This window comes from Desulfomicrobium aestuarii (assembly GCF_055385525.1).
Genome location: NZ_AP042427.1, coordinates 1606378 through 1632718, shown reverse-complemented (window position 1 = coordinate 1632718; position 26341 = coordinate 1606378). Strand labels below are relative to the sequence as shown.

18 protein-coding genes are annotated in these 26341 nt (G+C 65.5%); 6 read left to right on the top strand and 12 right to left on the bottom strand.

Translation table 11 applies throughout. From position 1 onward, the window contains the following. Nucleotides 1-113 precede the first annotated feature (113 nt). Both ACZ5AC_RS07410 and ACZ5AC_RS07405 read right to left on the bottom strand, forming a co-directional pair. Nucleotides 114-947 carry a CvfB family protein gene (locus ACZ5AC_RS07410; protein WP_464250309.1) on the bottom strand — a complete coding sequence of 278 codons (834 nt, stop codon included), beginning with the start codon at nucleotides 945-947 and terminating at the stop codon, nucleotides 114-116. Next, nucleotides 944-1405 carry a YehS family protein gene (locus tag ACZ5AC_RS07405; RefSeq protein WP_464250308.1) on the bottom strand — a complete coding sequence of 154 codons (462 nt, stop codon included), beginning with the start codon at nucleotides 1403-1405 and terminating at the stop codon, nucleotides 944-946. Before ACZ5AC_RS07405 ends, ACZ5AC_RS07410 begins: the two co-directional genes overlap by 4 nt. Before the next feature lie 126 nt (nucleotides 1406-1531). Here ACZ5AC_RS07405 and ACZ5AC_RS07400 point away from each other — a divergent pair, with 126 nt between their 5' ends. Beyond that, nucleotides 1532-4744: an EAL domain-containing protein gene (locus tag ACZ5AC_RS07400; RefSeq protein ID WP_464250307.1), complete on the top strand. Its 3213-nt coding sequence runs from the start codon at nucleotides 1532-1534 to the stop codon at nucleotides 4742-4744. Nucleotides 4745-4838: 94 nt separating this feature from the next. Here ACZ5AC_RS07400 and ACZ5AC_RS07395 read toward each other — a convergent pair whose 3' ends face one another. From ACZ5AC_RS07395 to ACZ5AC_RS07365, 7 genes are all read right to left on the bottom strand, one after another. Beyond that, nucleotides 4839-6563, bottom strand: a complete 1725-nt coding sequence (locus tag ACZ5AC_RS07395; RefSeq protein WP_464250306.1) for a methyl-accepting chemotaxis protein — start codon at nucleotides 6561-6563, stop codon at nucleotides 4839-4841. Between the two features lie 246 nt (nucleotides 6564-6809). Further along, nucleotides 6810-9353, bottom strand: coding sequence for a diguanylate cyclase domain-containing protein (locus ACZ5AC_RS07390; protein ID WP_464250305.1), 2544 nt, complete (start codon nucleotides 9351-9353; stop codon nucleotides 6810-6812). Then, the gene (locus ACZ5AC_RS07385; protein WP_464250304.1) at nucleotides 9346-10794 is read right to left on the bottom strand and encodes a UTP--glucose-1-phosphate uridylyltransferase; all 1449 of its coding nucleotides are present in this window, start codon (nucleotides 10792-10794) and stop codon (nucleotides 9346-9348) included. Before ACZ5AC_RS07385 ends, ACZ5AC_RS07390 begins: the two co-directional genes overlap by 8 nt. Before the next feature lie 196 nt (nucleotides 10795-10990). After that, complete coding sequence (locus tag ACZ5AC_RS07380; protein WP_464250303.1) at nucleotides 10991-12403, bottom strand: response regulator; 1413 nt, start codon at nucleotides 12401-12403, stop codon at nucleotides 10991-10993. Nucleotides 12404-12428: 25 nt separating this feature from the next. Continuing rightward, on the bottom strand, nucleotides 12429-13721 hold the full coding sequence (locus ACZ5AC_RS07375; protein ID WP_464250302.1) for a sensor histidine kinase: 1293 nt from the start codon (nucleotides 13719-13721) through the stop codon (nucleotides 12429-12431). Between the two features lie 65 nt (nucleotides 13722-13786). Continuing rightward, complete coding sequence (locus ACZ5AC_RS07370; protein ID WP_464250605.1) at nucleotides 13787-15355, bottom strand: sigma-54-dependent Fis family transcriptional regulator; 1569 nt, start codon at nucleotides 15353-15355, stop codon at nucleotides 13787-13789. An 83-nt stretch (nucleotides 15356-15438) separates the two neighbouring features. Continuing rightward, nucleotides 15439-16092, bottom strand: a complete 654-nt coding sequence (locus tag ACZ5AC_RS07365; RefSeq protein WP_464250301.1) for a tetratricopeptide repeat protein — start codon at nucleotides 16090-16092, stop codon at nucleotides 15439-15441. A 237-nt stretch (nucleotides 16093-16329) separates the two neighbouring features. On the opposite strand from ACZ5AC_RS07365, the gene ACZ5AC_RS07360 reads away from it, so the two are divergent. From ACZ5AC_RS07360 to ACZ5AC_RS07350, 3 genes are read left to right on the top strand one after another with little or no spacing between them, the layout of a single operon-like run. After that, nucleotides 16330-17589 carry a glutamate-5-semialdehyde dehydrogenase gene (locus ACZ5AC_RS07360; protein WP_464250300.1) on the top strand — a complete coding sequence of 420 codons (1260 nt, stop codon included), beginning with the start codon at nucleotides 16330-16332 and terminating at the stop codon, nucleotides 17587-17589. Continuing rightward, nucleotides 17582-18256 carry a nicotinate (nicotinamide) nucleotide adenylyltransferase gene (gene nadD, locus ACZ5AC_RS07355; protein WP_464250299.1) on the top strand — a complete coding sequence of 225 codons (675 nt, stop codon included), beginning with the start codon at nucleotides 17582-17584 and terminating at the stop codon, nucleotides 18254-18256. Before ACZ5AC_RS07360 ends, nadD begins: the two co-directional genes overlap by 8 nt. A gap of 10 nt (nucleotides 18257-18266) precedes the next feature. Next, nucleotides 18267-18569 (top strand): Dabb family protein, encoded by a 303-nt coding sequence (locus tag ACZ5AC_RS07350; protein ID WP_464250298.1) that lies wholly within the window; start codon nucleotides 18267-18269, stop codon nucleotides 18567-18569. A 65-nt stretch (nucleotides 18570-18634) separates the two neighbouring features. Here ACZ5AC_RS07350 and ACZ5AC_RS07345 read toward each other — a convergent pair whose 3' ends face one another. Together ACZ5AC_RS07345 and msrB are read right to left on the bottom strand one after the other, a co-directional pair. Next, nucleotides 18635-19117, bottom strand: a complete 483-nt coding sequence (locus ACZ5AC_RS07345) for a 3D domain-containing protein (RefSeq protein ID WP_464250297.1) — start codon at nucleotides 19115-19117, stop codon at nucleotides 18635-18637. Between the two features lie 216 nt (nucleotides 19118-19333). Then, a complete protein-coding gene (gene msrB, locus ACZ5AC_RS07340; RefSeq protein WP_464250296.1) occupies nucleotides 19334-19792 on the bottom strand; it encodes a peptide-methionine (R)-S-oxide reductase MsrB in 459 nt (152 codons plus the stop codon). Between the two features lie 152 nt (nucleotides 19793-19944). Between msrB and ACZ5AC_RS07335 the strand changes: the two genes are divergently transcribed. Further along, a complete protein-coding gene (locus ACZ5AC_RS07335) occupies nucleotides 19945-22395 on the top strand; it encodes a glycogen/starch/alpha-glucan phosphorylase (RefSeq protein WP_464250295.1) in 2451 nt (816 codons plus the stop codon). 3 nt (nucleotides 22396-22398) lie between these two features. Here the strand turns inward: ACZ5AC_RS07335 and ACZ5AC_RS07330 are convergent, their stop codons facing one another. Beyond that, nucleotides 22399-23640, bottom strand: coding sequence for an EAL and HDOD domain-containing protein (locus tag ACZ5AC_RS07330; RefSeq protein WP_464250294.1), 1242 nt, complete (start codon nucleotides 23638-23640; stop codon nucleotides 22399-22401). Nucleotides 23641-24050: 410 nt separating this feature from the next. Between ACZ5AC_RS07330 and ACZ5AC_RS07325 the strand changes: the two genes are divergently transcribed. After that, the gene (locus tag ACZ5AC_RS07325) at nucleotides 24051-26237 is read left to right on the top strand and encodes a glutamine synthetase III family protein (protein WP_464250293.1); all 2187 of its coding nucleotides are present in this window, start codon (nucleotides 24051-24053) and stop codon (nucleotides 26235-26237) included. Nucleotides 26238-26341: the final 104 nt, after the last annotated feature.

Here is a 26341-nt window from a genome sequence, read left to right as displayed (position 1 = left end):
CACGGCTCGTGCCTGCGGGCGGGTGAACCGCCCTTTTCAGGATATCCCTGTTTACCGCCGCGCTGTCAATGTCCGCGTTTCCAACTGTCCGGATTCATGCGCCGTTTTCGGCTTCAGTCGATGAGCACGATGCGGTCGGGCTCCAGGCGGATCTTGCGGTCCTTGTAGAGTCTGCCCAGGGCCTTCTTGAAGGCGGATTTGCTCGTCCCGAAGGCGGCGGCGATCTGTTCGGAGGGGCTCTTGTCCGTCAGCGGGCAAACGCCGCCGTTGGCGCGCAGGTATTCGACGATGCGCCCGGCGAGCATGTCCACGCCGGACAGCCCGGGAGGCAGGAGGGAGAGGTCAAGCTTGTTGTCGGGCCGCACGGCCTTGACGTAGCCCCTGACGCGCTGGCCGTAGCGCAGTTCGCCCGGCGCGTCGTCGCGGAAGATGAGGCCCAGGTGCGTGTTGTCGACCACGGCCTTGAAGCCGATGTCCGAGAAGCCGCAGATGAGCAGGTCCACCTCCTGGCCCGGAACGAAGCCCGAACCGTCCTCGTTCAGGTGGGAGTGGAGCTTGGCCGTCCCGGCCAGGCGTCCGGTGCGTTCGTCGAGGTAGACCAGGATGACGTAGGAGCGCCCCTCTTCCAGGGGCTTGTACTGTTCCGAGGCCGGCACGAAGAGATCCTTGGGCAGGCCCCAGTCCACGAAGACGCCGGATTTGGTCACGGCCACGACCTTCATGAAGGCGCACTGGCCCAGCTCGGCCCTGGGCCGGGCCGTGGTGCCCGTCAGGACCGCCTCGGAATCGCGGTACAGGAAGACGGTGACCTCGTCGCCGACGGCGGCCCCCGCCGGCAGCTCCCGCCGGGGCATGAAGACCTCGCCGAGATCGCCGCCGTCGAGGAACGCCCCGCCCGTGACCAGTTTCATGATTTTCAGGCTGGCTGTGGTGCCGATGCGGCTCATAACTCCTCCCGTGAGATGGCGGCCAGGCCGGCCAGGAATCTGCGCAGCAGCTGGTCGCGGCACGGCATGTAGTTGCGGTGCGAAGGGTTTCGGAAGAGCGCCGAGAGTTCCGATTTGGAGGCCTTCATGCCGCCGGCCTCCAGGATGCGCAGCATGTCCGCGTCCTTGAGCTCCAGGGCGATGCGCACCTTGCGCAGGACGAGGTTGTTGTTCAGCTCCCCGGACTCGGCCGTCCCCTGGTCGCGGGGGCCGCGGCGGGAGGCGACGAGCCCGTCGAGGAAGGCCAGCAGCAGGATGTCGGGGCACTCGACGAAGCCGGGCTCCTCGTCCTTTTTCAGCAGCAGGTCCAGGTCGCCGTGGCTCAAGGAGTGGCCGCCGAGGCCGAAAAGGCGCAGCACGCCGTCGTTGTCCAGGTTCAGGGCGTAGCGCAGTCGGCGCAGGATGTCGTTGTTGGTCATGTGCGTGTTTCCTTGGGTGCACCACCGAGTACACGGGATGGGTCCGGCGGTCATCTGAAAAATGGGGAGCGATGTCGGGCCATATTGACCCTTGACCCCGCGATTTCTGCTGGTAGGGCATTCGTCATGCGATGTCATACACGTTGTAGTACGCGCCCGCGCCTTCTGAGAGGCCTCCTCGCCGCCACGGCTTCCGCGATCCTGGCCTTCGCCCTCACAGCCCTGGCCACAGGCGAGGCCGCCTGGGCTGGGGCCGCGCCGAAGGTCAGGCTGCAGCTCAAGTGGCGTCACCAGTTTCAGTTCGCCGGCTATTACGCCGCCCTGGAGAAGGGCTATTTCCGAGAGGAAGGGCTCGATGTCGCCTTCTTGGAGCGCTCTGTCGGCGTAGCGCCCGCCGAAAGCCTGCTCTCTGGCCGCGCCGAATTCGCCGTGGATTCGCCGGCGGTCCTGCTCCGGCGACTCAATGGCGATCCGCTGGTGGTCCTGGCCGCCATTTTCCAGCATTCCCCGAACATGCTCATGGCCGTGCGCGGCTCGGGCATCGGCATGCCCCACGACCTGCTCGGCAAGCGGATCATGTTCGCGCCTGGGTTCGACGTGGAGATTTCGGCCATGATCGCGGCCGAGGGCATGAAGCCCGGCGCCTTTGAAGTCGTGCCCCACTCCTGGAGCGTGGACGATCTTGCCGCGGGCCGCGTCGACGCCATGAGCGGCTACATCACCAGTGAACCGTACCTGCTGCGGCGCATGGGCCTGGCTCCCCTGGTCATGCGGCCCATCAATTACGGCGTCGATTTTTACGGGGACTGCCTGGTCACGACCGAACGCCACATCGGCGAAGACCCCGAAGGCGTGGAGGGCTTCCTGCGCGCCGTCAGGCGAGGCTGGGCCTACGCCATGTCCCACCCCGGGGAGATGGTGGACCTGATCCACGCCAAGTACGCGCCGGACATCCCCAAGGAACAGCTCCTCTTCGAGGCCGAGGCCATGCGCGAGCTGGTCAGGCCCGATCTCGTCGAGATCGGCCACATGAACCCCGAACGCTGGAGGCAGATGGCCGGGACGTACGCCCGGCTGGGGATGGTTTCGGGGAATCTCGACCTCTCGGGGTTCATCTATTCGGAGATCAAGGACGAGGTTCGGGCCAGAAGGGAGAGGCTGGTCCGCGTCTCGGTGGTCGTCCTGCTGGCGGCCGTCTGCGCCGGCAGTTGCGTGGCGGGCGTTCTTTTTCTCTTCAACGCGCGGCTGGGCCGGAAGGTGCGGGAACAGACCGCGGCCCTGGCGGCCAGCGAGCGGAGCTTCCGTGTCTTTTTCGAAATGGCGGGCATGGGCGTCGCGCAGATCGACGGAATGACGGGGAACTTCTGCAAGGTGAACGAAAAGTTCCGGGAGCTGACGGGCTGCACGGCGCGGGAGCTGAGCGTCATGACCTGGCGCGACCTGGTCCGCCCCCGCGACCTCGGGATGCTTGAGGAGGCCCTGAACACCCTGCTCGCCGAACGGCTCATGGAGACCACCCTGGAGGTGCGTCTCGTGCGCAGGGACGCGTCCCTGTTCTGGGGCATGGTCACCGTCTCGGCCCTGTGGGCCGATGGCGACCGGCCCGAATTCTTCCTCGTCGTGGTGCGCGACATTTCGGCGCGCAAGGACGCCGAGGAAAAGCTCCTGCTGGCCAACAAGGTCTTCGAGAACACCATCGAGGGCATCGTAGTCACGGACCCCAAGGGGCAGATCGTGCAGGTCAACCCCGGGTTCACGGCCATCACCGGGTACGCGGCCGAGGAGGCCATCGGGCACAACCCGCGCATCCTCAAGTCCGACCGCCACCCCCAGCACTTCTACCATCACATGTGGACCCAACTGGTCCACGACGGGCATTGGGCCGGGGAGATCTGGAACCGCCGCAAGAACGGGGAGTCCTACCCGGAATGGCTGACCATCAGCGCCGTGAAGAACGAGGCCGGCCTGACCACCAACTACGTGTCCATCTTCCACGACATCACGGAGCTCAAGAGCCAGGAGGACGCCCTCAAATACCAGGCCCAGCACGACGCCCTGACCGGGCTGCCCAACCGCATGCTGCTTGACGACCGGCTGCGCATGGCCCTGGCGCAGCTGGGACGCAGCGGGGAAAAGCTGGCCCTGCTGTTCCTGGACCTGGACAACTTCAAGAACATCAACGACGGCCTCGGCCACGGCGCCGGCGACGCTCTCCTGATCGATCTTTCGCGCCGCCTCGAAGGCCTCCTGCGCGCCGGCGACACCCTGGCCAGGCTGGGCGGGGACGAGTTCCTCATCCTGCTGCCGGAAGTCGACGGCGTCGAAGGCGTGAGCCACATCGCGACCCGCATCCTGGAGGCCCTGGGCCGGCCCTTCAGCCTCGGCGACGTGGAGTTCTTCGTAACGGCGAGCCTGGGCGTGACCATCGCCCCGGACGACGGGAACGAGGCCGGAAAGCTCATCAAGAACGCCGACATGGCCATGTACCGGGCCAAGAGCCTGGGCCGCAACAACTATCAGTTCTTCACGCCAGAGATGGACGCCGCGGCGCACCGACGCATCTCCCTGGAATCGAAGCTGCGCAAGGCCATCGAAGGGGAGCGTTTCGAGCTGCACTACCAGCCGCTGGTGCGCATGGACTCGGGCTGCATCGTCGGGGTCGAGGCACTGGTGCGCTGGCGCGACGGCGACACCCTCGTCTCCCCGGCCGAGTTCATCCCCCTGGCCGAGGATTCGGGTCTGATCCTGCCCCTCGGGGAATGGGTCCTGCGCACGGCTGCCCGCCAGGCCAGGCTCTGGCAGGACGCGGGCTTCGACCTGGGCATGTCGGTGAACATCTCCTCGCGGCAGTTTGCGGGACCGGGGCTGGCCCAGACGCTGGGCGAGGTGCTCGCGGACACGGAACTGCAGCCCGGCAGGCTGTATTTCGAGATAACCGAGTCCATGCTCATGGGCGACGTGGCCAAGGCCGAGGCGACCCTCAATTCCCTGCGGGCGGCAGGCGGGACCTTCTTTCTCGACGACTTCGGCACGGGCTACTCTTCCCTGTCGTACCTCAAGCGCCTGCCCATCGACGGGCTCAAGATCGACCGCTCCTTCATCCGCGACATCACCGAGGACCAGGACAGCCTGGCCATCGTCACGGCCATCGTGTCCATGGCCCGGACCCTCAACCTGCGCATCGTGGCCGAGGGCGTGGAGACCGAGGCCCAGCGACGCATCCTGGCCGGCCTGGGCCCCATGAGCATGCAGGGCTATCTGGCCAGCCGGCCCGTGCCGGCCGCTGAATGCGAAAAGCTCCTGGCCCGCGGCGCGCTGCTGCCGGCCCTGAACTCCTGAACCTTCCCGCGACCGCAAACGCCGCACAACGAAAAGGGCCCCTCCGAAGACGCGCCGGCGTCTTCGGAGGGGCCCTTTTTCAGCACGACCGGATTTATATCCTGAATTTCCCGACCATGGCGTTGAGGTCGCGGGCCAGGCCGCTCAGGCTCTCGGAACTCTGCTGCACGGCTTCAGCCGAGGAGGCGATGTCGCCCGAGGCGGCGTTGACGGCGGCCACCTCCCTGGCGATGTCGCGGGTCACGGTGTCGGCCTGGGAAACGTTCTCGTTGACCTCCTGGACGCCCTGGGCGGCCTGGCCGACGTTGTCGGCGATGTCGCGGGTGGTGACGGACTGCTCCTCCACGGCCGCGGCGATGCTGCCGACGATGGCGTCGACCTCGTCGATGACCTGGGTGACCTGCTGGATCTCCGAGACCGTCACGCCCGTGGCGCCCTGGATGCCCTGGATCTTGTCCCTGATCTCCTCCGTGGCCTTGGCCGTCTGCTGGGCCAGTTCCTTGATCTCGTTGGCCACCACGGCGAAGCCGCGGCCGGCCTCGCCCGCCCGTGCCGCCTCGATGGTCGCGTTCAGGGCCAGGAGGTTGGTCTGGGAGGAGATGGCCGTGATGGCCTCGGTGACCTTGCCGATCTCCTGGGCGGCCGCGCCCAATTCGTTGACGCGGCGCGAGGCCTCGCCGGCCTTGCCCACGGCGTGCCCGGTGATCTCCTTGGCCTTGGAGGCGTTCTGGGAGATCTCGGAGATTGTGGCGGTCATCTCCTCCGAAGCCGAGGCCACGGTGGAGATGTTGGTCGAGAACTCCTCCATGGCCGAGGCCACGGAGTTCATGTTGGAGCTCATCTGCTCGGTGGCGGCGGCCACGGTGGTGGACTTGGAGGTCATGTCGCCCGAGGCCCGGCGCAGCTGCGTGGCCAGTCCGAGCAGGCCTTGGGACGCCTGGTTCAGCTGGTTCGAATTGCCGACCACCTCGCGGATGATGCCGTGGACCTGCTCGACGAAGGTGTTGAACCACTCGGCCAGTTCCTGAGTCTCGGTACCGGAGGTGTCCTTGAGGCGGGCCGTGAGGTCGCCCTCGCCCTCGGCGATGTCCTTGAGCATCCCGATCATGCGCTTCAGCGGGGTGATGATGGAGCGGATGAGGAAGATGGTCAGGGGCAGGATGAGGAAGGCGAAGCCCGCGCCGATGAAGGACAGGGCGATGGTCAGAGACCGCGAGGCCGCGGCCTCCAGGTCGGCGGCCACCGCGGCCTGGGCCTCGGCGATGTTGTCGATGTACACGCCCGTGCCGATCCACATGTCCGTGCCGGGGATCATGATCGAGTAGCTGAGCTTGGGCTGGTCGCCCTTGCCCGGCTTGGCGAAGACGTACTCGACGAAGCCGCCCCCGGCCTGGGCCTGCTTCTGCAGTTCTTGCACGAAGAGGATTCCGCCCACGTCCTTGAGGCCTCCGAGGTCCTTGCCTTCGGATTCGGGCTTGGTCGGCAGCACCCGGCAAATGGTGCCCTGGTAGACGAAGAAGTAGCCGGATTTGTCGGCTTCGAAGCGGATGTCGCCGATGAGCTTCTTGATGATGCCGATGCGTTCGTCGTTGTCGCTCACGCCCTGGATGGCCGCGCCGATGCTCGTGGCCATGTTCTGCGTGGCGACCAGGATCTTGTCGCGGGCGTCCTCGTTCATGATGCGGCCCACGGTGGCGATCATGTCCGTCTTGGTGCCGCGCGCCTGGTAGACGAAGAAGGCCACCACGGCGCCCATGAAGAGCAGCATGATTCCGGTCAATAACAGCAGCCGGTTGCGGATTCCGAAGCGAATGCCCATGGAGTGCCTCCTGATGGATGTTGCGTGGTTTTTCATGTCTGTCTCAGAGTCCGGGGCGACTGCGGCAGACCGGGTCTGTCGGACGGCGCGCAGCCCGCAGCCACGAATTTCCGGATGCTGACCGTCAGCCTCCGGGGTTCGGAGCGGAGCTTGTAGGACAATATATCCGATTGGTCGACAAATACAAGTAGATGTCTGACATGCCGGTGTTGCCGGCGTGCTGAGCAGGTAAAAAGGGGGGACGTGTCAGGGCGTATCGCCTTGAGCGCTTTTGCGCCCGTACATGGACAGGTCGGCCAGGCGCAGGAGCGTGGCCATGTCCTGGGGCGACTCCGGGTCGAAGGCCACGCAGCCGTGCGTGATGCCCATGGCGTAGGGCAGCCGTCTTTCGCGGTTGATGTCCCGGATGCGTTCGTCGACCTGGCTCCAGATGCGGTTCGCCTCGGCCTGGCCGCAGCCGGGGAAGACGACGACGAACTCGTCGCCTCCGACGCGGTAGATTTCGTCGGTGGAGCGGATCAGGGCGCGCAGGACGGCCACGACCTCCTTGAGGTAGGCGTCACCGTGGAGATGGCCGTAGGTGTCGTTGACCTGCTTGAGCTTGTCCACGTCCACGAAGCAGAGCATGAAGCGCTCCCCGCGCTCCGTGGCCGACGCGATCGTGCTCGGCATCTCCGTCTCGAAGGCCGTGCGGGTGAAGGCGCCGGTCAGGGGGTCGATGCGCAGCGTCCGTTCCAGGAGGCGCCGCTTGCGCCGCTGCCAGCCGTAGAAGCAGAGGAACGCCACCAGGAGCAGGAGGATGATGACCGTGAGGATGGCGATGGTCCAGACGGCTCTGGTGTAGCGGGCCGAGTCTGCGTCGTCGTTGATGAGGACGGCGTTTTGGGGCAGGGGGCGGCGGTCCAGACCGAAGCGCCGCATGACCCCGGCGTCGAAGGTGAGGCTGTTGGGGCTCTCGACGATGACGGGGAGGTCGCGGGGGCTCCTGCCGGACAGTATTTCCCGGGCCAGGGAGCCGGCCGACAGCCCCTGGTGGTACCCGCTGGTCACGACGCCGCCCACGGTGCCCGCGCCGAGGTAGAAGTCCCAGAAGGAGAAGACCGGCACGGGGCTGGCCTGGACGATTTTCGCGCAGCTTTCGTCGTAGGTGAAGTTGTTGCCGTCCTTGTCCCGGTTCATGCTCATGAGCAGGATGATCGCGTCGGGGGGCAGGGACGACAGCCGCTCCAGCAGGCGGGTCATGGACATGTTCTGGAGCATCTCCACCTGCAGGCGTCCGGGCAGCAGGGGCCGCACCTCCTCGAAGCGCATCAGGTTGCCCAGGCCCGTGGGCGTGGCGTCGTTGACGACGACGAGGCGCCGGGCGCCCGGGACCAGATCCGCCGCGGCCTTCACGGTGCCGAGGATGTCGTAGGATTCGAGCACCCCGGTGATGTTTTCGGCGGCCATGGCCGACGGGTTTTCGAGGTAGTTTACCCCGCAGAAGACGATGGGGGCGTCCGGGAAAAGGCTCTTGCGGTACTGGCGGGCGAAGTTGAAGGCGTTGTCGTCGGAGGTCACGATCGCCGAAAATTTCGTGAAATGGTACTTTTCGCGCAGCAGGAGGTAGTTCAGATAGGTGAATTCGGCTTCGGGATGCCGCTTGGTGTCCATGTACTCGACATGCAGTTCCGTGCCGCCGGGAACATTCGCCAGGCTTTCCGTGACGCCGCGCAGGATGTCGTCGGTCCAGCGGAAACCAGCGTTGTAGGAATGGAGAATCAGAATGTCCCGTCGCGCGCCGTTCCCGGCGTTGAAGAAGCGGGTCTCGTCGGGAAACTGGATCGGGGACAGACCGAACCGCTGCATCTCCCGCACGTCGATTTCAAGGCCCGCGATTTTGTCCGTGATCACGGGTATGCTGGAAGGGTCCTTCCCCGACAGGATGCTCGCCGCCATGTAGCCGGCGGTGCGGCCCTGCTCGTACCCGCTCGTCAGGTAGCCGCCCAACAGCCCGTGACCCATGAGGAAGTTCCAAGCCCCGAAGACCGGCGTCGGGCTGGCCTTGGAGATGGCGGCCATGGCCTCGCCGGGTTCGTAGAGGTTGCCCTCCCGGTCGCTGAAGTAGAGCAGGAAGAGAAGGCCCGTCTCCGGACCCAGGGCTGAGACCTCGCGCGCCAGCTGCGGCAGCGGCAGGTCGTCCAGGACCCTGAGGGAGAGGTCCGCGGGGAAGACGTTGCGCAGGTCCGCGAGGATCGCCTGCCCCGTGTCGGTGCGGTCCGCCACCACGGCCACCTCGCGCAGGTTCGGCTGCAGGGTGCGCATGAGGCGGATGGTCGCCGGCAGGTCCACGTGCTCGCGGACCCCGGTCATCCAGCGGGGAAGGGCTGGCAGGGGGGTGGTGTTGACGCCGCAGAAGACCGTCGGGGTCCTGCCGAACATTTCCTCGCCACGCTCCAGCATGAGCGTGAAGGCGGCCTCGTCCAGGGTCACCACGAGGTCCGGACGCATGAAGGCGTATTTGCGCCTCAGGCAGTCCGGCAGGCAGTCGATGTAGGCGGGGTCGAGGTTGCGCTTGGTGTCCATGTGCTCGACGCGGATGACGAGCTCCGGGTCGAACTGATGCAGGCTTGTCTCCAGGGCGTGCAGGATGTCGTCGGACCACTTGTAGCCCGGGTGGTAGGAGTTGAGGACAAGCACCTGACCGGCGCCCTGTGCCTGCAGGGGGCACAGGGCGAAGAAAACGGCCGCCAGGGCGGACAGCACCACACCCCGCACGGGGCTGCAGGCGGCCGGTCCGGCATCAGCCAAGGATGGTCTCTCCCTGCAGCACGGTGCCGGCGGGGATGACCGCCTGGGCCGGCCCCCTGTTGATCACGCGCACGTCACCGACGCAGCGCACCCCCTCCTCGAAACGCACGTCCCCTTCGACCTTCAGGCTCGCGCAATCCAGCAGGGACGGCGGGGCCTGGGGAAAGCGCTCAAGGAACGCGTCGATCTTCTTGAAGAATTTCCCGTCCAGGGAAACCTCCGGCATGTCGCCCTCGCGCAGCGGGTTGGGCACGATGGTGTCGCGTTCCGTGCGGATGAAGCAGTCGGACATGACCAGCAGCAGGTCGTTGGTGGTCTTGACCGGGGCGAAACGCTTGCGGGGCACGATGACGGCCTGGGCGTTCAGGAAGTTGGTGATGGCCGAGCCCATGGCCGTCTCCAGCTGGAAGACCTTGGGCGAGTCGGGGTCGCGGGGGTCCAGGGTCTTGGGGTTGATGATGAGGTCCAGCGGCATCATGCGGTGGGAGACGAAGACCGACTGCAGCACGCGCAGGTCGACCCAGATGGAATTGGTGTTGAAGAATCGGTACTTGCCGATGTCGCCGAAGGAATCCATCTCCTGGTCCGGGCACTGGGCCACCTCGCGCAGGGCCAGTTGCCTGTTCTTCTTCAGACGGCACAGGTGACCGCCCTTCTTGTCCTGCTCCGTGCGCCTGGCCACCTCCATGAGGAAGGGCAGCTTGTGGTGGACCATGTAGCCGAGCAGGCGGCGGTTCATGATGGCCCCGAGGTTGTCGGAGTTGGAGATGAAGGCGTAATTGTAGCCTTTGTCCAGCAGGGCGTCGAGGATGCCCGAAGTGATCATGGCCGTGTAGATGTCGCCGTGGCCGGGGGGGTTCCACTCCAGCTCGGGGTTCTGGGGCCAGGAGGCCGGGGCGTGGTCCCTGGCCATGATCTTGGGGTAGCGGTGCTGGAGAAAGGCCAGGTCGATGCCCGTGGTGCCGTTGTTGAAGTTCCCGACCTTGAGCATGGTGTCCATGTGGGTCTTGAAGCTGTTCATGAAGATCTGCGGGAACTCGACGCCGTAGTGGGCGCGTACGGTCTTGGCCTGCAGGAGGATGAGGTCCAGGAAGCTCAGGCCGTCCTTGACCGGGATGAGGGACTTGGCCGACTCCAGGCCCATGCTCGTGCCAAGTCCGCCGTTGAGCTTGATGACCGCCGTCTGTCCCAGGGCCTTCTCGCCGACCTCCTTGAACTGGTCCATGGCGTCGTAGTCGGCCAGTTCGACGTCCTCCACCGGAAGGATGTCGCGGTCCGAGAGCTTGCCCTGGGCGCCGTAGAGGAACTGGTTGAAGTAGCACTTGAAGGTGTTGATGACGATGGGCGGCAGCCCCTGCTGCTCCATCTTCAGGGCGAAGGGACGGAAGAGGGTGGAGAGCTTGGGGTCGTCGACGCTGACGCAGCTTATATCCTTTGCCATGGCGGTTCCTTGGTGATTGAGGTTTTCCGTGCGCAGGCCGGGGCCAATGCGCGTGCATCCCGATGGTGGTCGCGGATGACTGTCAGGAATAGTTCAACAATGCCGGTTCGTCCATATGGCCGAAGGACAATAGTGGAACATTTTTCTTCGTTTGTGCAAAAAAAGTGTCCCCGACGAGCGCGCCGGGTTCCCGACGTCAGGGATGGGCGGGAAGGCTGACGGTCAGGATGGATTGCCCCTCCGCGCGGGTCAGCAGCAGATGGCCGCCGATGCGTTCCACCATGCGGGAGCACATGGCCAGGTTCACCTCCTCGTCCTCGAAGGGCATGAAGAGGCGATATTCGTCCACGGCCGCGTCCCCGACGGGGCTCATGCCCAGCGTCACGTGGATCAGGCCGTCGGACGTGGACGACGTGATGCGGATGGACCCCGACTCGGCCACGACGTCGGCTCCATGGCCGAGGAGATAGATGAAGATGCGGTGCAGGAACTCCTGGTCGGCCAGGACGGGCGGCAGGTCGTCGTCGATTTCGTTTCTGCAGGTGATGGATTTGTGTTCCAGGCGGATGGATAGGAGGCGCATGACGAAGGCGAGGGTGGCGGGCACGGAGCAGCGCGTCAGGGTCACGGCCAGGGGTTCGAGGTAGGCGTTGACGCGCTGCACCAGGCGTTCGAGGCGGTTGCATTCGTCCATGATGACCTCGGTCTCGCGGGCATCGGGGTACCTGGCCCGCAGCTGGCGGGCGAAGCCGCCCAGGGAGACGAGGGGGTTGCGGATTTCGTGGGCCACCTCTTCGGTCATGCTGCGCAGCATGTTCAGGCGTTCGTTCTGGATCAGCACCTTGTCCATGTAGGCGTTGCGGGTCACGTCCTGGATCATGCCCTCCAGGCGGTCCGGGGCGCCGTCTGCGCGGCGCGGGCTCGGGATGGACTGGATCCGCAGGTCGATCTCGTAACCCTTCTTGTGCAGAAAGCGGAAATCCAGCCGGAACTCCGAGGCTTCGACCTTGAAGCCGTTCTTCAGGGCGGCAGTGAACTTCCTGCGGTCCGCGGCGGCGATGCGCTTCAGGAATGCCTTGGGCTCCTGCTGTATCTCCTCGGGCGTGTAGCCGAGGATGTCCAGGGTGGCCCGGTTCAGGAACTCGAATTCCCGGTTGCGGTTGATGCTGAAGACGATGATCGGCAGGTTCTGGACGAGGCGGAAGAGGTGTTCCTGGCTGTCCTGCACCCGCTGCGTGAGGCGCGCCTGGGCCAGGCCGTTGCGCACGACGTTCAGGAAGACGTCCATGCTGGCGATGGGCTTGGTGACGTAGTCCCAGGCGCCGGCCTTGAAGGCTTCGATGGCCGCGTCGATGTGCGTCCGGCCCGAGACGATGATGACGGGCGCGGCCGGGCGGATCCTCTTCATGGCCGAGAGCAGTTCGAGCCCGTCGCCGCCGGGGATGCCGAGGTCCAGCAGGACCATGTCCGCCGGCCCGGTTTCGAGCAGTTCCAGGGCCCGGCCGGCCTCGACGGCCTCGAGTACGGCGAAGCCTGCATCCTGCAGGAAATGGCGCAGCGCCTCGCGGAAGGCCGCTTCGTCTTCGATGATCAGTATGGAATCGGGCATGTTCCCGCCTCTGCCGTCCGGCGCCCTACGCCCGGGGCATGATGATGGAGAAGATGTTCATGGGCGCTTCGTAGGCGTAGCCGACCCGGCCTCGGTGGAGCTCGACGATCTGCTTGACGAAGGACAGGCCGTGTCCGCTGCCGTCCTCGCCGTCCGCCCCCGTCGAGCGGAAGCCCTCCTCGAACAGCCGGGCCTGTTCCCCGGACGGAATCTCGGGGCCCGTCGTGGCCACGAAGAGGCGCACGCCCTCCCTGCCCTGGCCGAAGGCGTCGGGCACGGTCTCCCATCCGTAACGCATGAGCTTCTCCCCGGCGACGGACCGCGTGTACTTGATGGCGTTGGCCAGCAGGTTCGCGATCACCTGGGAAAAGAGCCCCAGGTCGGCCGGCAGCACGATCTCCTCGTCGATGCGCACGTCGGGGGCGACCTCGATGCGGATGCCCTGGGCGTGGAACATGGACTGGAATCGTTCGATCTGCGGCTCGAAGACCTGGCTCTTGAACCTGCAGGGCCTGAGGAGGAGATCGTACCCGCCTTTCTCGAAGTGGCCGCGCCGCAGCAGGCTTTCCAGGAACAGGCTCGATTGCTGGAAGCGGCTGGAGATGGTCTTCTGCAGGGACAGCAGGTCCCGGGCCAGGACGGGCAGCTCCAGGCGCGCGTCGAGGTCCGTGGCGTCGTGCCGGGGTGGGGCGAGCCCGTCGATCCTGCGCTGCAGCCGGGTCAGCTGGCGTTCGAGCTGCAGGAAGAGGAGCTTGAACTGGATGTTGGGCACGATGACGTTGTGCCCGATGTCGCGGACCAGGTTGCTGATGAAGGTCAGGTGCTTGCGGTTGCTCACGGCCGTCTGCTTGACGGCCATGATGCGGGCGGCCCCGCGCGCGAATTCCAGCCAGAAGGCGTCCTCGTCCGGCGGCACCTCGCGGTGCAGGGCGATGGCCCCGATCAGCCTCGGCTGGTGCTCGGCGTCGCAAATGGTCACGACGGCGCCTCCGACCGTGCGGACGATGCCCGGGGACTCGGGGCACGGCGGGTCGGGCAGGCTGAAGACTTTGGCCCCCTGGGCGCTGGTGGTCCGGCGCAGGCGCAGGTCCCCTTTGGGACCGCGCATGTACAGGGATGCGGGCGTTCCCAGGCAGATGTCGGGAACGAGCACGCAGAGGGACTTGAAGTCGTGCAGGGAGTCGAATTCCAGGCCAAGCTCGAAGAAGATGTTCAGCGCCGTGAGCCTGTCCGGGGCGTGCCCCTGTTCCTTGCAGCGGGCGAGGCGGTCTTGGATTCTGGTACGGATGTGGGCGCGTTTTGGCGGCGCGGGCTGCATGGACTCTCTCCTTGCCGGGCAGGGCCCAACGTCGTCAGCATAGCCCAGGAGCAGCCCTCCCGCAATCAGGGTTTGCGCGTTTTGCCCCGCACGTCGTACTTTTTCGGGTCGAGGTTGTACTTCTTGATCTTGTAGTTGATGATCCGGTAGCTGGCGCGCAGTTCCCGGGCCACCTGCAGCATGTTGCCGCCGCACTTCTGCAGGGCCTCCACGAGGATCTCCTGCTCGAACTTGCCCACGGCCTCGCCGAAGGACAGCTGGTTGTCCGTGGCCGAACTCTCGGCCGTCTGCAGGGTCGGGGGCAGGTGATAGGTGCGGATGGCCTCCTCGTTGCAGATCAGCGCCGCGCGTTCCATGCAGTTGCGCAGCTCGCGCACGTTGCCCGGCCACTGGTACTGGGTCAGGAGGTCGATGGCCGGCATGGAGATGCGCTTGATGTTCTTGGCGTACTCCTTGGAAAAGAACTCCAGGAAGTACTCGGCCAGGGGCAGGATGTCCTCCCGGCGCTCGCGCAGGGGCGGGATGAAGATGGGGAAGACGTTGATGCGGTAGTAGAGGTCCTCGCGGAACCGGCCCGACTGGATGAGGTTCTCCAGGGGCTGGTGCGTGGCGCAGATGATGCGCACGTCGACCTTGATGCTCTTCTCGCTGCCCAGGCGCTGGATCTCGCCCTCCTGCAGGGCGCGCAGCAGCTTGGCCTGGGCCTCGGCGCTCAGTTCGCCGATCTCGTCGAGGAAGAGCGTGCCCGTGTGGGCCAGCTCGAAGCGGCCCTTCTTGGGGCCCACGGCGCCGGTGAAGGCCCCGCGCTCGTGGCCGAACAGCTCGCTTTCCAGCAGTTCCGAGGGCAGGGCGGCGCAGTTCAGGCGCACCAGGGGCTTGGAGCGCCGGGAACTCGCGTTGTGGATGGCCTCGGCCAGGAGCTCCTTGCCCGTGCCGGACTCGCCCCGCAGCAGGACCGAGGCCTTGCTGGACGCGACCTGCATGATCTGTCCCATGACGAAGGCCATGGCCTTGGACGTGGCCACGATCTTGGCCTGCATGAGGGCCTTCTCGCGGTCCATGGCCTCGCCCAGGAAGCCCATGGAGGCCCACAGCTCCTTCTGGGCCATGTTCTCCTGCAGGTAGGCCGTCTGGCGGGCGATGACCGCGGCCAGCACCTCCAGGAAGGCGCAGTGCATGCGCAGGACGTCCATGGGCTGGCAGGGGATGTCGGCGTTCAGCACGCCCAGGGCCTCGGTCACGCCGTCGGCGTTGATGCGCGAGATGGGCACGCAGATGAAGGACAGTTCGGCCAGTTCCTTGGGCGAGCGTCCCATGGCCTTGTTCAGGAACCGCTCGTCACGCTCCATGGCCTCGACGATGATGGGCTTGCCGCTGTCCAGGACCTGCCCCGTGACACCCTGGCCGGGCGCGTAGGTGGCCTTGACCGGTCCCTTGTGGCCGTACGTCAGGTCGAAGCGGATGGTGTTGGTCTTGGGGTCGAATATGGCCAGGGCCATGCGCTTGTATTTCATGGCTTCGGCCGTCATGGACAGCAGGCTGTCCAGGCTCGACTGGAGGGGGCTCAGGGGGTCGAGCTGCTGCACCGTGGAGTGCAGGGTCTGCAGGTAGTGCAGAAAATCGTCGGTTGTCATGCTCATTGCGTCCGATATCCCGAAGTTGGTGCGGGCGAAGCCGGCCGCCGCGCGGTTGCGGCGGCGGGCCGTGCATCGGTTCTCTAGCCCTGGGTCTTGGCCTTGAGCTTGCCGATCTTGTAGTCGAGGAAGGCGTCGTTGCCGCTTTCCTTGGTCTTCAGGGCCTCGTATTCGGCGATGGCCAGGTCGGCCTGGCCGGCCTTTTCCGCGGCGAAGGCCAGATTGGCGGAGATGGCCCCGGCGAACTCCTCGCCGGCGTCCTTCTTCAGGGCGGACAGGATGGTCACGGCGCCGGCGTAGTCGCCCTTGAAGACCAGGGCCTTGGCTTCGCCGAGCCCGGCCAGCGTCTTCATGTTCGCGTTCGGGGCCAGGGCCTTCCAGGCGGCGGCGGCCTTGTCGTACTCGCCTGAGTCCATGAAGATCCTGGCCAGTTCGAGCTGGGCCGCGGGGCGCAGGCCCTCGGGCCCGGACTGGACGAAGGACTGGAGCTTTTCGGCGCGCGCGGCCTGGTCGTCCAGGACCATGATGGAGCCAAACTGGCTCACGGCCTTCTCGTTCTGGGAAGACTGGTAGGAGGTGACCCCGGTGTACACGGCCACGGCGGCCACGATGCCGCCGACGGCGATGCCGATGGGCTTGATGTTGTCGAGGATCTTTTTCAGCAGGGGATGGATGTCCGAGTCCATTTCCTGTTCGATGGTCTTGAGGATATCGTGCTCGGGGGTGCGTGCTTCCATGGGAGGCTCCTTAAATTTCGAATTGCCATTATTGTAAAAGCTCTGCCTGTGTATGCGGAATCAGGAAAAAGGTCAAAGGGAATGCTGCAGGGAAAAATATATTGAGATCAATGAGTTTTTGGCGAAAAGGCGATCTGCGGCCCGACCGTTTCTTGCCTGGCGGGCGGCGTTGGTATAGTCTTTGATGATAACTGTTTTCACGTTTCGGCTTTGGACCCCAGCAGACAGGAGTGACGGATGAATCTGGAATCGCAAATGCGCGAGCTGGCCGCCTCGGCGCGGGCCGCGTCGCGGACACTGGCCACGGCCACGGGACTTCAGCGCGACAAGGCCCTGACGACCCTGGCGGACCTCCTCGAAGAGTCCCGCGGCGAGATATTCGAGGCCAACGCCAAGGACCTCGACGCGGCGCGGAAGGCAGGCCTCGACGAAGCCCGCATCGACCGCCTGCGCATCACCGACAAGGGCGTCGACTCCATGGCCGCGGCCTGCCGGCACGTGGCCGGGCTGTCCGACCCGGTGGGCGAGGTCGAGGGCATGATCAAGCGGCCCAACGGCCTGCTCGTGGGCCGCATGCGCATCCCCCTGGGCGTCATCGCCATCGTCTACGAGTCCCGCCCCAACGTGACCGTCGACGCGGCCATCCTCTGCCTCAAGGCCGGCAACAGCGTCATCCTGCGCGGCGGCTCCGAGGCCTTCCACTCCAACCAGATCCTGGGCGGCCTCCTGCGCCGGGCCCTGGCCGCGGCCGGGCTGCCCGAGGGCTGCGTGCAGATGGTCCCGACCACGGACCGGGCCGCGGTCAAGCATCTCCTGTCCCTGGACGAGTACATCGACGTGGTCATCCCGCGCGGCGGCGAGGGCCTCATCCGGGCCGTGGTCAAGGATGCGACCATGCCCGTGCTCAAGCACTACAAGGGCGTCTGCCACATCTACGTCCACGCCGACGCGGACCAGAACCAGGCCCTGGCCATCATCGAGAACGCCAAGGTCCAGCGCCCCGGCGTGTGCAACGCCCTGGAGTGCCTGCTCGTCCACCGCGAGGCGGCCCAGTCCTTCCTGCCGCGCCTGGCCGAGCGCCTCGCGCCCCAGGGCGTGACCTTCCGGGCCTGCCCCCGCTCCCTGGCGCTGCTGGGCGCCTCGGCCCAGCCCGCGGCGGCCGACGACTACGGCCGCGAGTTCCTGGCCCTGACCCTGGCCGTCAAGGTCGTGGACACCCAGCGCGAGGCCGAGGAGCACATCGCAGCCCACGGCTCCGGCCACTCGGAAGCCATCCTGACCCGCACCCACGACCGGGCCATGCGCTTCCTGCGCACGGTGGACGCCTCCTGCGTGCTCATCAACGCGTCCACGCGCTTCAACGACGGCGGGGAACTGGGCCTGGGGGCCGAGATCGGCATCAGCACCTCCAAGATCCATTCCTACGGCCCCATGGGCGTGAAGGAGTTGACGAGCCTGAAGTACATCGTCTTCGGCGAAGGGCAGGTGCGTGGCTGATTCCCTGGCCGGATCGGTCGGGATACTCGGCGGCACGTTCAACCCCGTGCACAACGGACACCTGCGCATGGCCCTGGAGGCCAGGGAGGCCCTGGACCTTGCGCGGGTGGACCTGATGCCCGCCCGCATCCCGCCGCACAAGGGCGAGGCGGGACTGCTGGGCTTCGAAACGCGCCTGAGCCTGCTGCGCGGGGCGGTCGAAGGCGTGGACGGCCTGGGGGTGAGCGCCTTCGAGGGCGGGATGCCGGTGCCGTCCTACTCCTTCGCCACGCTGACCCGGCTTCGCGAGGTCGCCCCGGACGTGAACCACGTCTTCATCCTCGGCAGCACGGATCTGCTGACCCTGCCCGAATGGCACCGCGGGCTCGAACTGCCCCTGCTGGCGGACCTGGCGGTGGTGGATCGCATGGGCATAGGCCTGGACAGGGTGGACGGCTTTCTTGGGGATCATTGGCGTTTTGAAAAGGCGGGGCCGGGGCTGCGGCGCATCGCCGGCGGCCGGCTCGTGGCTTTCGTGAGCATGCCGCGGCTCGACATCAGCGCGAGCATGGTGCGGGATAAATTTTGCGCGGGCCTGGAGACATCCGGGCTCGTGCCCGAGGCGGTCAGGCGCAGGATGCGGGACGAACCCCGCGTCTTCCTGGACTGCTGGCAATCACAAACCTGATGGAGGAATCATGGTCGGACATATCGTCATGTGGAAACTGAAGGACAGCGCCGAGGGAAAGACCGCGGCCGAAAACGCGAAGATCATGAAGGACATGCTCTCCGCCCTGCCCGGGCTCATCCCCGTGCTGCGCACCCTGGTCGTGAGCACGGACGTGTTCGCCTCCATCCCCGAGACCCAGGTCGTGCTGTACACCGTCTTCGACTCCCCCGAAGACCTGCAGACCTACCAGGTCCACCCCGAGCACCAGAAGTGCGTGGCCTTCGTCTCCGCGGTCGCGGCGGAGAGAAGGGTGGTGGACTACACCTTCTAGCGTTTCGGACCGCTCCCTTTGAAACGAAAAAACCCCGTCTCGCGACGGGGTTTTTTCGTTGGGCCCTATCCTGCCAGCAGGGCCACCTTGACCTGTTTGACGCCGAAGCGCCTGGCTTCCTCGGTGTCCGGGAAGAAGATGTCCACGCGCTGCGTGTGGCGCTTGGACATGAGGTCCGCAATCTCGAAGATTCCGTGCCCTTTGACGTAGACCTTCTTTCCGAAGACCCAGCCCTGGTCGAAGAGGTCGCGGCTGACGGCGACGATGCCGGGCCGGGCCTTGACCATGCTTGCGGTGACATGCGGTTCGGGACCGCATTCGGCCACGGTCGGGCTGTAGGCCGTGACCGTGACGTCCTTGATCTTCATTTTTTCGAGTTCCGCCACTTGGCGGGCCAGTTCCTGTCGTTCCTCGTCGAGGGCCTGGATGCGGGGCAGGTACTGTTGCCGTGCCTCCGATTCGGCCGTCTTCTGTACGCCGAATCCCACCAGGGTGGAAAACATGGCGAAGAAGAGCGAGGTGACGACAAAAGAGCCGTGACCATTCATATCATACCTCGTGATGCTTCAGTTGATGCCGCCGGCGGGGAGAGAGGGGATGAACGGCAGGAGAAGGGGAGCGGGAAATGCCGGCCGCAGTTACATGAGAGTCCATAACGATTTTACATGTAACCGATGATGCGGATGGAGGCAACCCCGGGGGGAAGAGGGCGGATTTCAGGCAGCCCCGGAAGGAAAAATCATTCCTTCCGGGGGGATGGGGGCTTACTTGGTGTTTTGGGGCACGAAGGTCAGGGCGGCGGAATTGATGCAGTAGCGCAGGCCCGTGGGCTTGGGCCCGTCCGGGAAGACGTGTCCGAGGTGCCCGTCGCAGACGGCGCAGACCACTTCCGTGCGGACCATGAACCAGGAGCGGTCCTCGTGCGTGGATACGTTTGATTCGTCGATGGGTTTGTAGAAACTCGGCCAGCCCGTGCCGGAGTCGAATTTCGTCTCCGAAGCGAAGAGGGGGGTGCCGCAGCCGGCGCAGGCGTAGACCCCGGTCTCGTGATGGTCGTGATACAGGCCCGTGAAGGCGGGTTCCGTGCCCTTTTCGCGCAGCACGCGGTACTGCTCGGGCGTCAGGGTCTCGCGCCACTGGGCGTCTGTCTTGATGATCTTTTCCATGGCGTCACCTCCGGCCGGCCAGGTCGCGGCCAGGGCCAGCACCATAATTGTGAACAACAGGGCTCGCGGCCCGTTTGCGCTTTTGACAGACATTGCCGTTCTCCTTGTTTCAGGCTTTCTAATGCCGCCCCGCGACCTGTAAAGGAGCACATTCCAGTTGGAATGTTTTTCCGTTCGGGGTACGGACAGCATCAAAAGCAGGAGGATTCATGAACAGCCCGGAGATCAACCAGACCGTGGAAGTGCTCAAGGACGACATCCAGCGGCACGTGGCCCTGACCCTCGGCAGCGACCCCTTTCCGCCCCGGCAGATGCACTACTACCTCGGCCTGTGCTACAGCGTACGCGACCGCCTGGTCAGCAAGTGGCTGGAAACCCAGCGCTCCTACTACGATTCCATCGCCAAGCGGGTCTACTACATGTCCCTGGAATTTCTGCCCGGCAGGTTCCTGATGAACTACATCCAGGCGCTGGGCATCGAGGACGAATGCCGGGAGGCCGTGCGCGATTTCGGCCTGGATCTGGACGAACTGCTGGAGGAGGAGTGGAACCCGGGCCTGGGCAACGGCGGCCTGGGGCGGCTCGCGTCCTGCTACATGGACTCCATGGCGACGTGCAGGATTCCGGCCTACGGGTACGGCATCCTCTATGATTACGGCATCTTCTATCAGACCATCGTGAACGGCTACCAGCACGAGTGCGCGGACAACTGGCTGCGGCAGGACTCGCCGTGGGTCCTTCGCCGCGTAAACTTCATGTATCGCATTCACTTTTACGGGCGCAGCGAGGTCTATCAGGACAGCGCCGGGCTGGAGCGGTTCCGCTGGGTCGACACGGAATCGGTCATGGCCATGGCCTGCGACATCATGGTCCCGGGGTACATGAACGGCAACGTGACCAACATGCGCCTGTGGAAAGCCATCTCAACCCGCGATTTCGAGCTGGAGGTCTTCAACCGCGGCGACTACATCGGCGCGGTCCAGGCCAAGGCCGAGAGCGAGAACATCTCAAAGGTCCTCTATCCCAACGACCAGAGCGCCCGCGGCAAGGAGCTGCGCCTGCGGCAGCAGTACTTCTTCGTGGCCGCGACCTTCCAGGACATCCTGCGCCGCTTCCGCAAGAACAACTACTCCTCCTTCGACTGCTTCCCGGACCAGGTGGCCGTGCAGCTCAACGACACGCACCCGGCCATCAGCATCGCCGAACTCATGCGCCTGCTGGTCGACGACGAGGCCCTGGAATGGGAACGGGCCTGGGGCATCTGCCAGCGGACCTTCTCCTACACCAACCACACCGTCCTGCCCGAAGCCCTGGAGACGTGGTCCGTGGACCTCGTGGGGAACGTCCTGCCGCGGCACATGCAGATCATCTTCGAGATCAACCGCCGCTTCCTGGACGAGGTCGACCGCAGGCATCCCGGCCGCACGGACCTGCTGCGCGCCCTGTCCCTCATCGCCGAAGGGGACCGCAAGCAGGTGCGCATGGCCCACCTGGCCATCGTCGGCAGCCACAAGGTCAACGGCGTGGCGCAGCTGCACTCGACCATCCTCAGGAACAGGCTGTTCAGGGACTTCGACGAGTTCTACCCGGGGCGCTTCATCAACGTGACCAACGGCATCACGCCGCGCCGCTGGCTCCTGCAGGCCAACCCTGCCCTGTCCGAACTCATCACCTCCGTCATCGGCGACGGGTGGATCATGAACCTGGACCGGCTCGAAGCCCTGGCCCCGCATGCCGACGACCCCGATTTCCGGCAGCGCTGGCAGGAGGTGCGGCGGCGCAACAAGAAGCTCCTGGCCCGCTACGTGCTGCGCAAGCTGGGCGTGGGTCTGAACCCCTCGACCCTCTTCGACATGCACGTCAAACGCATCCACGAGTACAAGCGCCAGCTCCTGAACGTCCTGCACGTCATCACCCTCTACAACCGCATCCGCACCGAGGCCGGCGGGCAGCACACGCCGCGCACGGTCTTCTTCGGGGGCAAGGCCGCGCCGGGGTATTTCCAGGCCAAGCTCATCATCAAGCTCATCAACTCCGTGGCCGCCGTGGTCAACGCTGACCCCGCCGTGGGCAACGCCCTGCGCGTGGTCTTCCTGCCCAACTACTGCGTGTCCCAGGCCGAGAAGCTCATTCCCGCGGCGGACCTCTCGGAGCAGATCTCCACGGCCGGCATGGAGGCTTCGGGCACGGGCAACATGAAGTTCTCCCTGAACGGGGCCCTGACCATCGGCACCCTGGACGGCGCGAACATCGAGATCCGGGAGGCGGTGGGGGAGGAGAACTTCTTCCTTTTCGGCCTGACCGAGGAGGAGGTGGTGGGCATGCGCGCGGACGGCTACGACCCGCGCCAGTACTTCGAACGCTCCCTGGAGCTGAAGAAGGCCCTGGACATGATCGCCACGGGCGCGTTCTCGCCCGAGGCGCCGGACCTGTTCCGGCCCATCGTCGACTCCCTGCTGAACCAGGGCGACTACTACATGGTCCTGGCCGACTACGAGAGCTACGTGCGGGCCCAGGAGGAGGTCTCGCGGACCTACGAGGACCGGGAGCGGTGGACGCGCATGTCCATCCTGAACACGGCCCACATGGGCAGGTTCTCCAGCGACCGGGCCGTGATGGAATATGTCCGGAACATCTGGCAGGTCACGCCCCTGGCGTAAGGATCAGCCCGCGCGCCCCAGATCCAGGATCGCGGACGCCCAGGCGCCGGCTTCGAGATGGAGCCGGCGCGCTGCGGCCGGGTCGAGGCTCAGGTCCTGGAGCATCCTGTCCAGGCTGTGTCCGCCTTCCTCGAAAGCCGCCATCAGGGCCAGCAGCGGGGCGTATTCGGTGGGGCCGGAGGCCGTCAGGGCCTTCTTCTGGGCCTCGGTCAGGGGCAGGCTGGCCAGGGCTTCGGTCATGCTCACGCCGAGGATGGCGTCGAGCAGCGAAAACATCCCCAGCAGGAACATCTCGTCGGGCCTGAAATTCCAGTAGTCGTTGCTTGTCACCAGCTGTTCGAGGAAGCGCCCGCGCCGCAGGGAGACGTGCAGGACCTCGACCTGGGTCTCGCCCTGGGCCATGTCGGCCATGAGCACGGCGCGCAGCCAGTTGCGGACGTTGATCCAGCCCAGGAGCGTGATGGCCTGGCGGATGGAGTCGATCTTGCGCATGAACCCGAAGGCCGGGGAGTTCAGGTACGACAGGAGGCGGTAGGCCAGGCTCACGTCGGCCTGGATGGTTTTGGCCAGGGCGTCGAGGTCCGGGTTTTCCCCCTCGACGCCGCGCAGCAGCTGCAGGCGCGAGTTCTGGTGGGAGGACAGCCTGCGGCCGGGGATGATCTCCGCGGTCTTGAAAAAGGGGCCCTGGAAGAGGGTCGCGCCGAGGCCGAGCAGGCTCTCCGCCTCGCTGCGCGTGACGACGTTGCGGACCAGGCATTCCTTTGCCGCGGCGCCGCGCGTCAGGGCGTCGCCCAGGCCGGCGTCGGCGACCATGCCGGGCCCGGCCAGACAGAGCATGCCCGCCACCTCCAGGCACGGTGCGCCCGGCGTGATCCGCGGGTCCCACTCCATGGCCAGGGTGTGTCCCTCCCGGACCAGCCGGGCCAGGGGCTGTGCCAGGCTCGGGTCCTGCTGGCAGGCGGGCCCGAGGAGAATGACCGAGGACTGGGCCGGTATGGCACGCGGCACGGACTGCTCCAACTGCTCCCGGGAATAGGCCAGGAGCATCTTCTTGCTGCGCGCCAGGATGTTCTTCAGCCCCACGTAATCCCCGGCGATGACCGTCGCCCCGACGCCATCCTGGTCCGGAGGCAGGCCGACCGGGTCTGCGGCGGCCTGGATCTCGTACCCCCAGACGGATTTGGCGGCGGTGAAGACCGGATTGCGGGACAGCAGATGCAGGTATTCGGAGCTGGGTGCTTGCATCGGACGGACTCCGGGTTGCGGTGGGGGAAATCAGTGCCTTGAAGCGTGCACGCGTCTGGTCTTTAAATCAAGTACGGGCGGATAATTGACATTAATGTCCACGGTTGCGGACCCCTCCAGGGGCAGACGCGACGCTGCGGGCGGGCCGCACGCTGCCTTTGCGGCCTTGGCGGGTGCGCGCGGGCATCCGCATTTGTGGATTGGTTTACGAAATTGTAATTTTATCGTCGCCTGGATGGGAAATATTTCGGTTGCATATTTCAAAAATGTAACCTATTCAACTGTCCAGTTCGGCCGGGGTATATATTTCAGGGTGTTGCCGGAATGGCACTTGGATTGCTTAATACCTCGCGAACCTGAGCGCGGCTCATGCCGAAAACAGCATACACCAACTTGCCCTGGAGGATATCATGAACGGATTAACGGCCCGTCGGGACGCCATCAAGGCCATCACCGACTATAAACCCACGCATGCCCCCCTGAATTTCAAGGAAACCTCCCCGACCGAGGTTTTCGGCAGCAACGTCTTCAACGACAGCGTCATGCGTGAGCGCCTGCCCAAGAACATCTACAAGTCCCTGAAGAAGACCATCGAGCTGGGCGAGAAGCTCGACGCCTCCGTGGCCGACGTCGTGGCCAACACCATGAAGGACTGGGCCATCGAGAAGGGCGCCACCCACTTCACCCACGTCTTCTTCCCCCTGACGGGCCTGACCGCCGAGAAGCACGACTCCTTCCTGGTGCCCGACGGCAAGGGCGGCGCCATCGCCGAGTTCAGCGGCAAGCTGCTCATCCAGGGCGAGCCCGACGCCTCCAGCTTCCCCTCCGGCGGCCTGCGCGCCACCTTCGAAGCCCGCGGCTACACCGCCTGGGACGTGACCAGCCCGGCCTACATCCTCGAAAACCCCAACGGCACCGTCCTGTGCATCCCCACGGCCTTCGTGTCCTGGACCGGCGAGGCCCTGGACAAGAAGACCCCGCTGCTGCGGTCCATGCAGGCCCTGAACAAGCAGGCCAAGCGCGTCCTGAAGCTCTTCGGCGTCGACACCAAGCTGCCCATCACCAGCTTCGCCGGCCCCGAGCAGGAATATTTCCTCATCGACCGCAACTTCGTCTTCGCCCGTCCCGACCTGCTCATCGCCGGCCGCAGCCTGTTCGGCGCCAAGCCGCCCAAGGGCCAGGAGTTCGAGGACCAGTATTTCGGCGTCGTGCCGCGCCGCGTCCTGTCCTTCATGATGGAAGTGGACCGCGAGCTCTTCAAGCTCGGCGTCCCGGTCAAGACCCGCCACAACGAGGTGGCCCCCAGCCAGTTCGAGATCGCGCCCATCTACGAGCAGGGCAACCTGGCCACGGACCACAACCAGCTGGTCATGACGGTCCTGCGCAGCGTGGCCAAGCGCTACGGCATGGTCTGCCTGCTGCACGAGAAGCCCTTCGCCGGCATCAACGGCTCGGGCAAGCACCTCAACTACTCCATCGGCAACGACGAGGTCGGCTGCCTGTTCGATCCCGGCGACACGCCCCATGACAACGCCCAGTTCCTGGTCTTCTGCGCCGCCGCCATCCGCGCCGTGCACAAGTACGGCCCGCTGCTGCGCGCCACCGTGGCCAGCGCCTCCAACGACCACCGTCTCGGCGCCAACGAGGCCCCGCCGGCCATCATGTCCGTCTACCTGGGCGACCAGCTGACCGACGTCTTCGAGCAGTTCAAGAAGGGCGAAGTGAAGGGTTCCAAGCAGAAGGGCGTCATGCACATCGGCGTCGACACGCTGCCCCCGCTGCCCATGGATCCGGGCGACCGCAACCGCACCAGCCCCTTCGCCTTCACCGGCAACCGCTTCGAGTTCCGCGCCGTGGGCTCCTCCATGTCCATCGCCGGCTCCCAGGTGGCCCTGAACACCATGATGGCCGAGTCCCTGGACTACATCGCCACGGAGCTGGAAAAGACCACGGGCGGCAAGAAGGCCAAGCTCAACGCCGCCGTGCAGGAACTGCTGCAGAAGCTCATGGTCGAGCACGAGGCCGTCATCTTCAACGGCGACGGCTACTCCGAGGAATGGCACAAGGAAGCCGAGCGCCGCGGTCTGGCCAACCTGAAGGCCACCCCCGACGCGCTGCCCATGCTGTCCGCGCCCACGACCATCGAGCTGTTCACCAAGTACGGCGTCCTGACCGAAGCCGAGCTGCGCTCCCGCGAAGAGATCTACCTGGAGCAGTACTGCAAGACCGTCGAGACCGAGGCCAACCTCATGCTGCGCATGGCCAAGACCGTCATCTTCCCGGCCTCCTTCCGCTACCAGAACGAGCTGGCCCAGGCCTGCGCGAACCTGCAGGCCATCGGCAAGGAATTCGGCACCACGACCCTCGACCAGCTGACCACCAACCTGCGCGCCATGCAGAAGGTCACCTATGAACTGGAGGCCCTGCTGGAGAACGGCGACAAGGGTTCCTCGACCCTGGAGCACGCCCGCTACTTCCAGAAGACCATCCTGCCGGCCATGGGCGAAGTGCGGAAGCACGCGGACCTGCTGGAGACCCTCGTCGCCGACGACCTCTGGACCCTGCCCAGCTACATGGAGATGCTCTTCATCAGATAACCCTTTTCCGCCGAACCGGCCTGTCGAAGCGCATCCTCCCCTCGCCAGGTTCTTCGCCGAAAACCGGCCGGTTCCGGAAACTCCTCCTTAGGCCGCCCCTCACG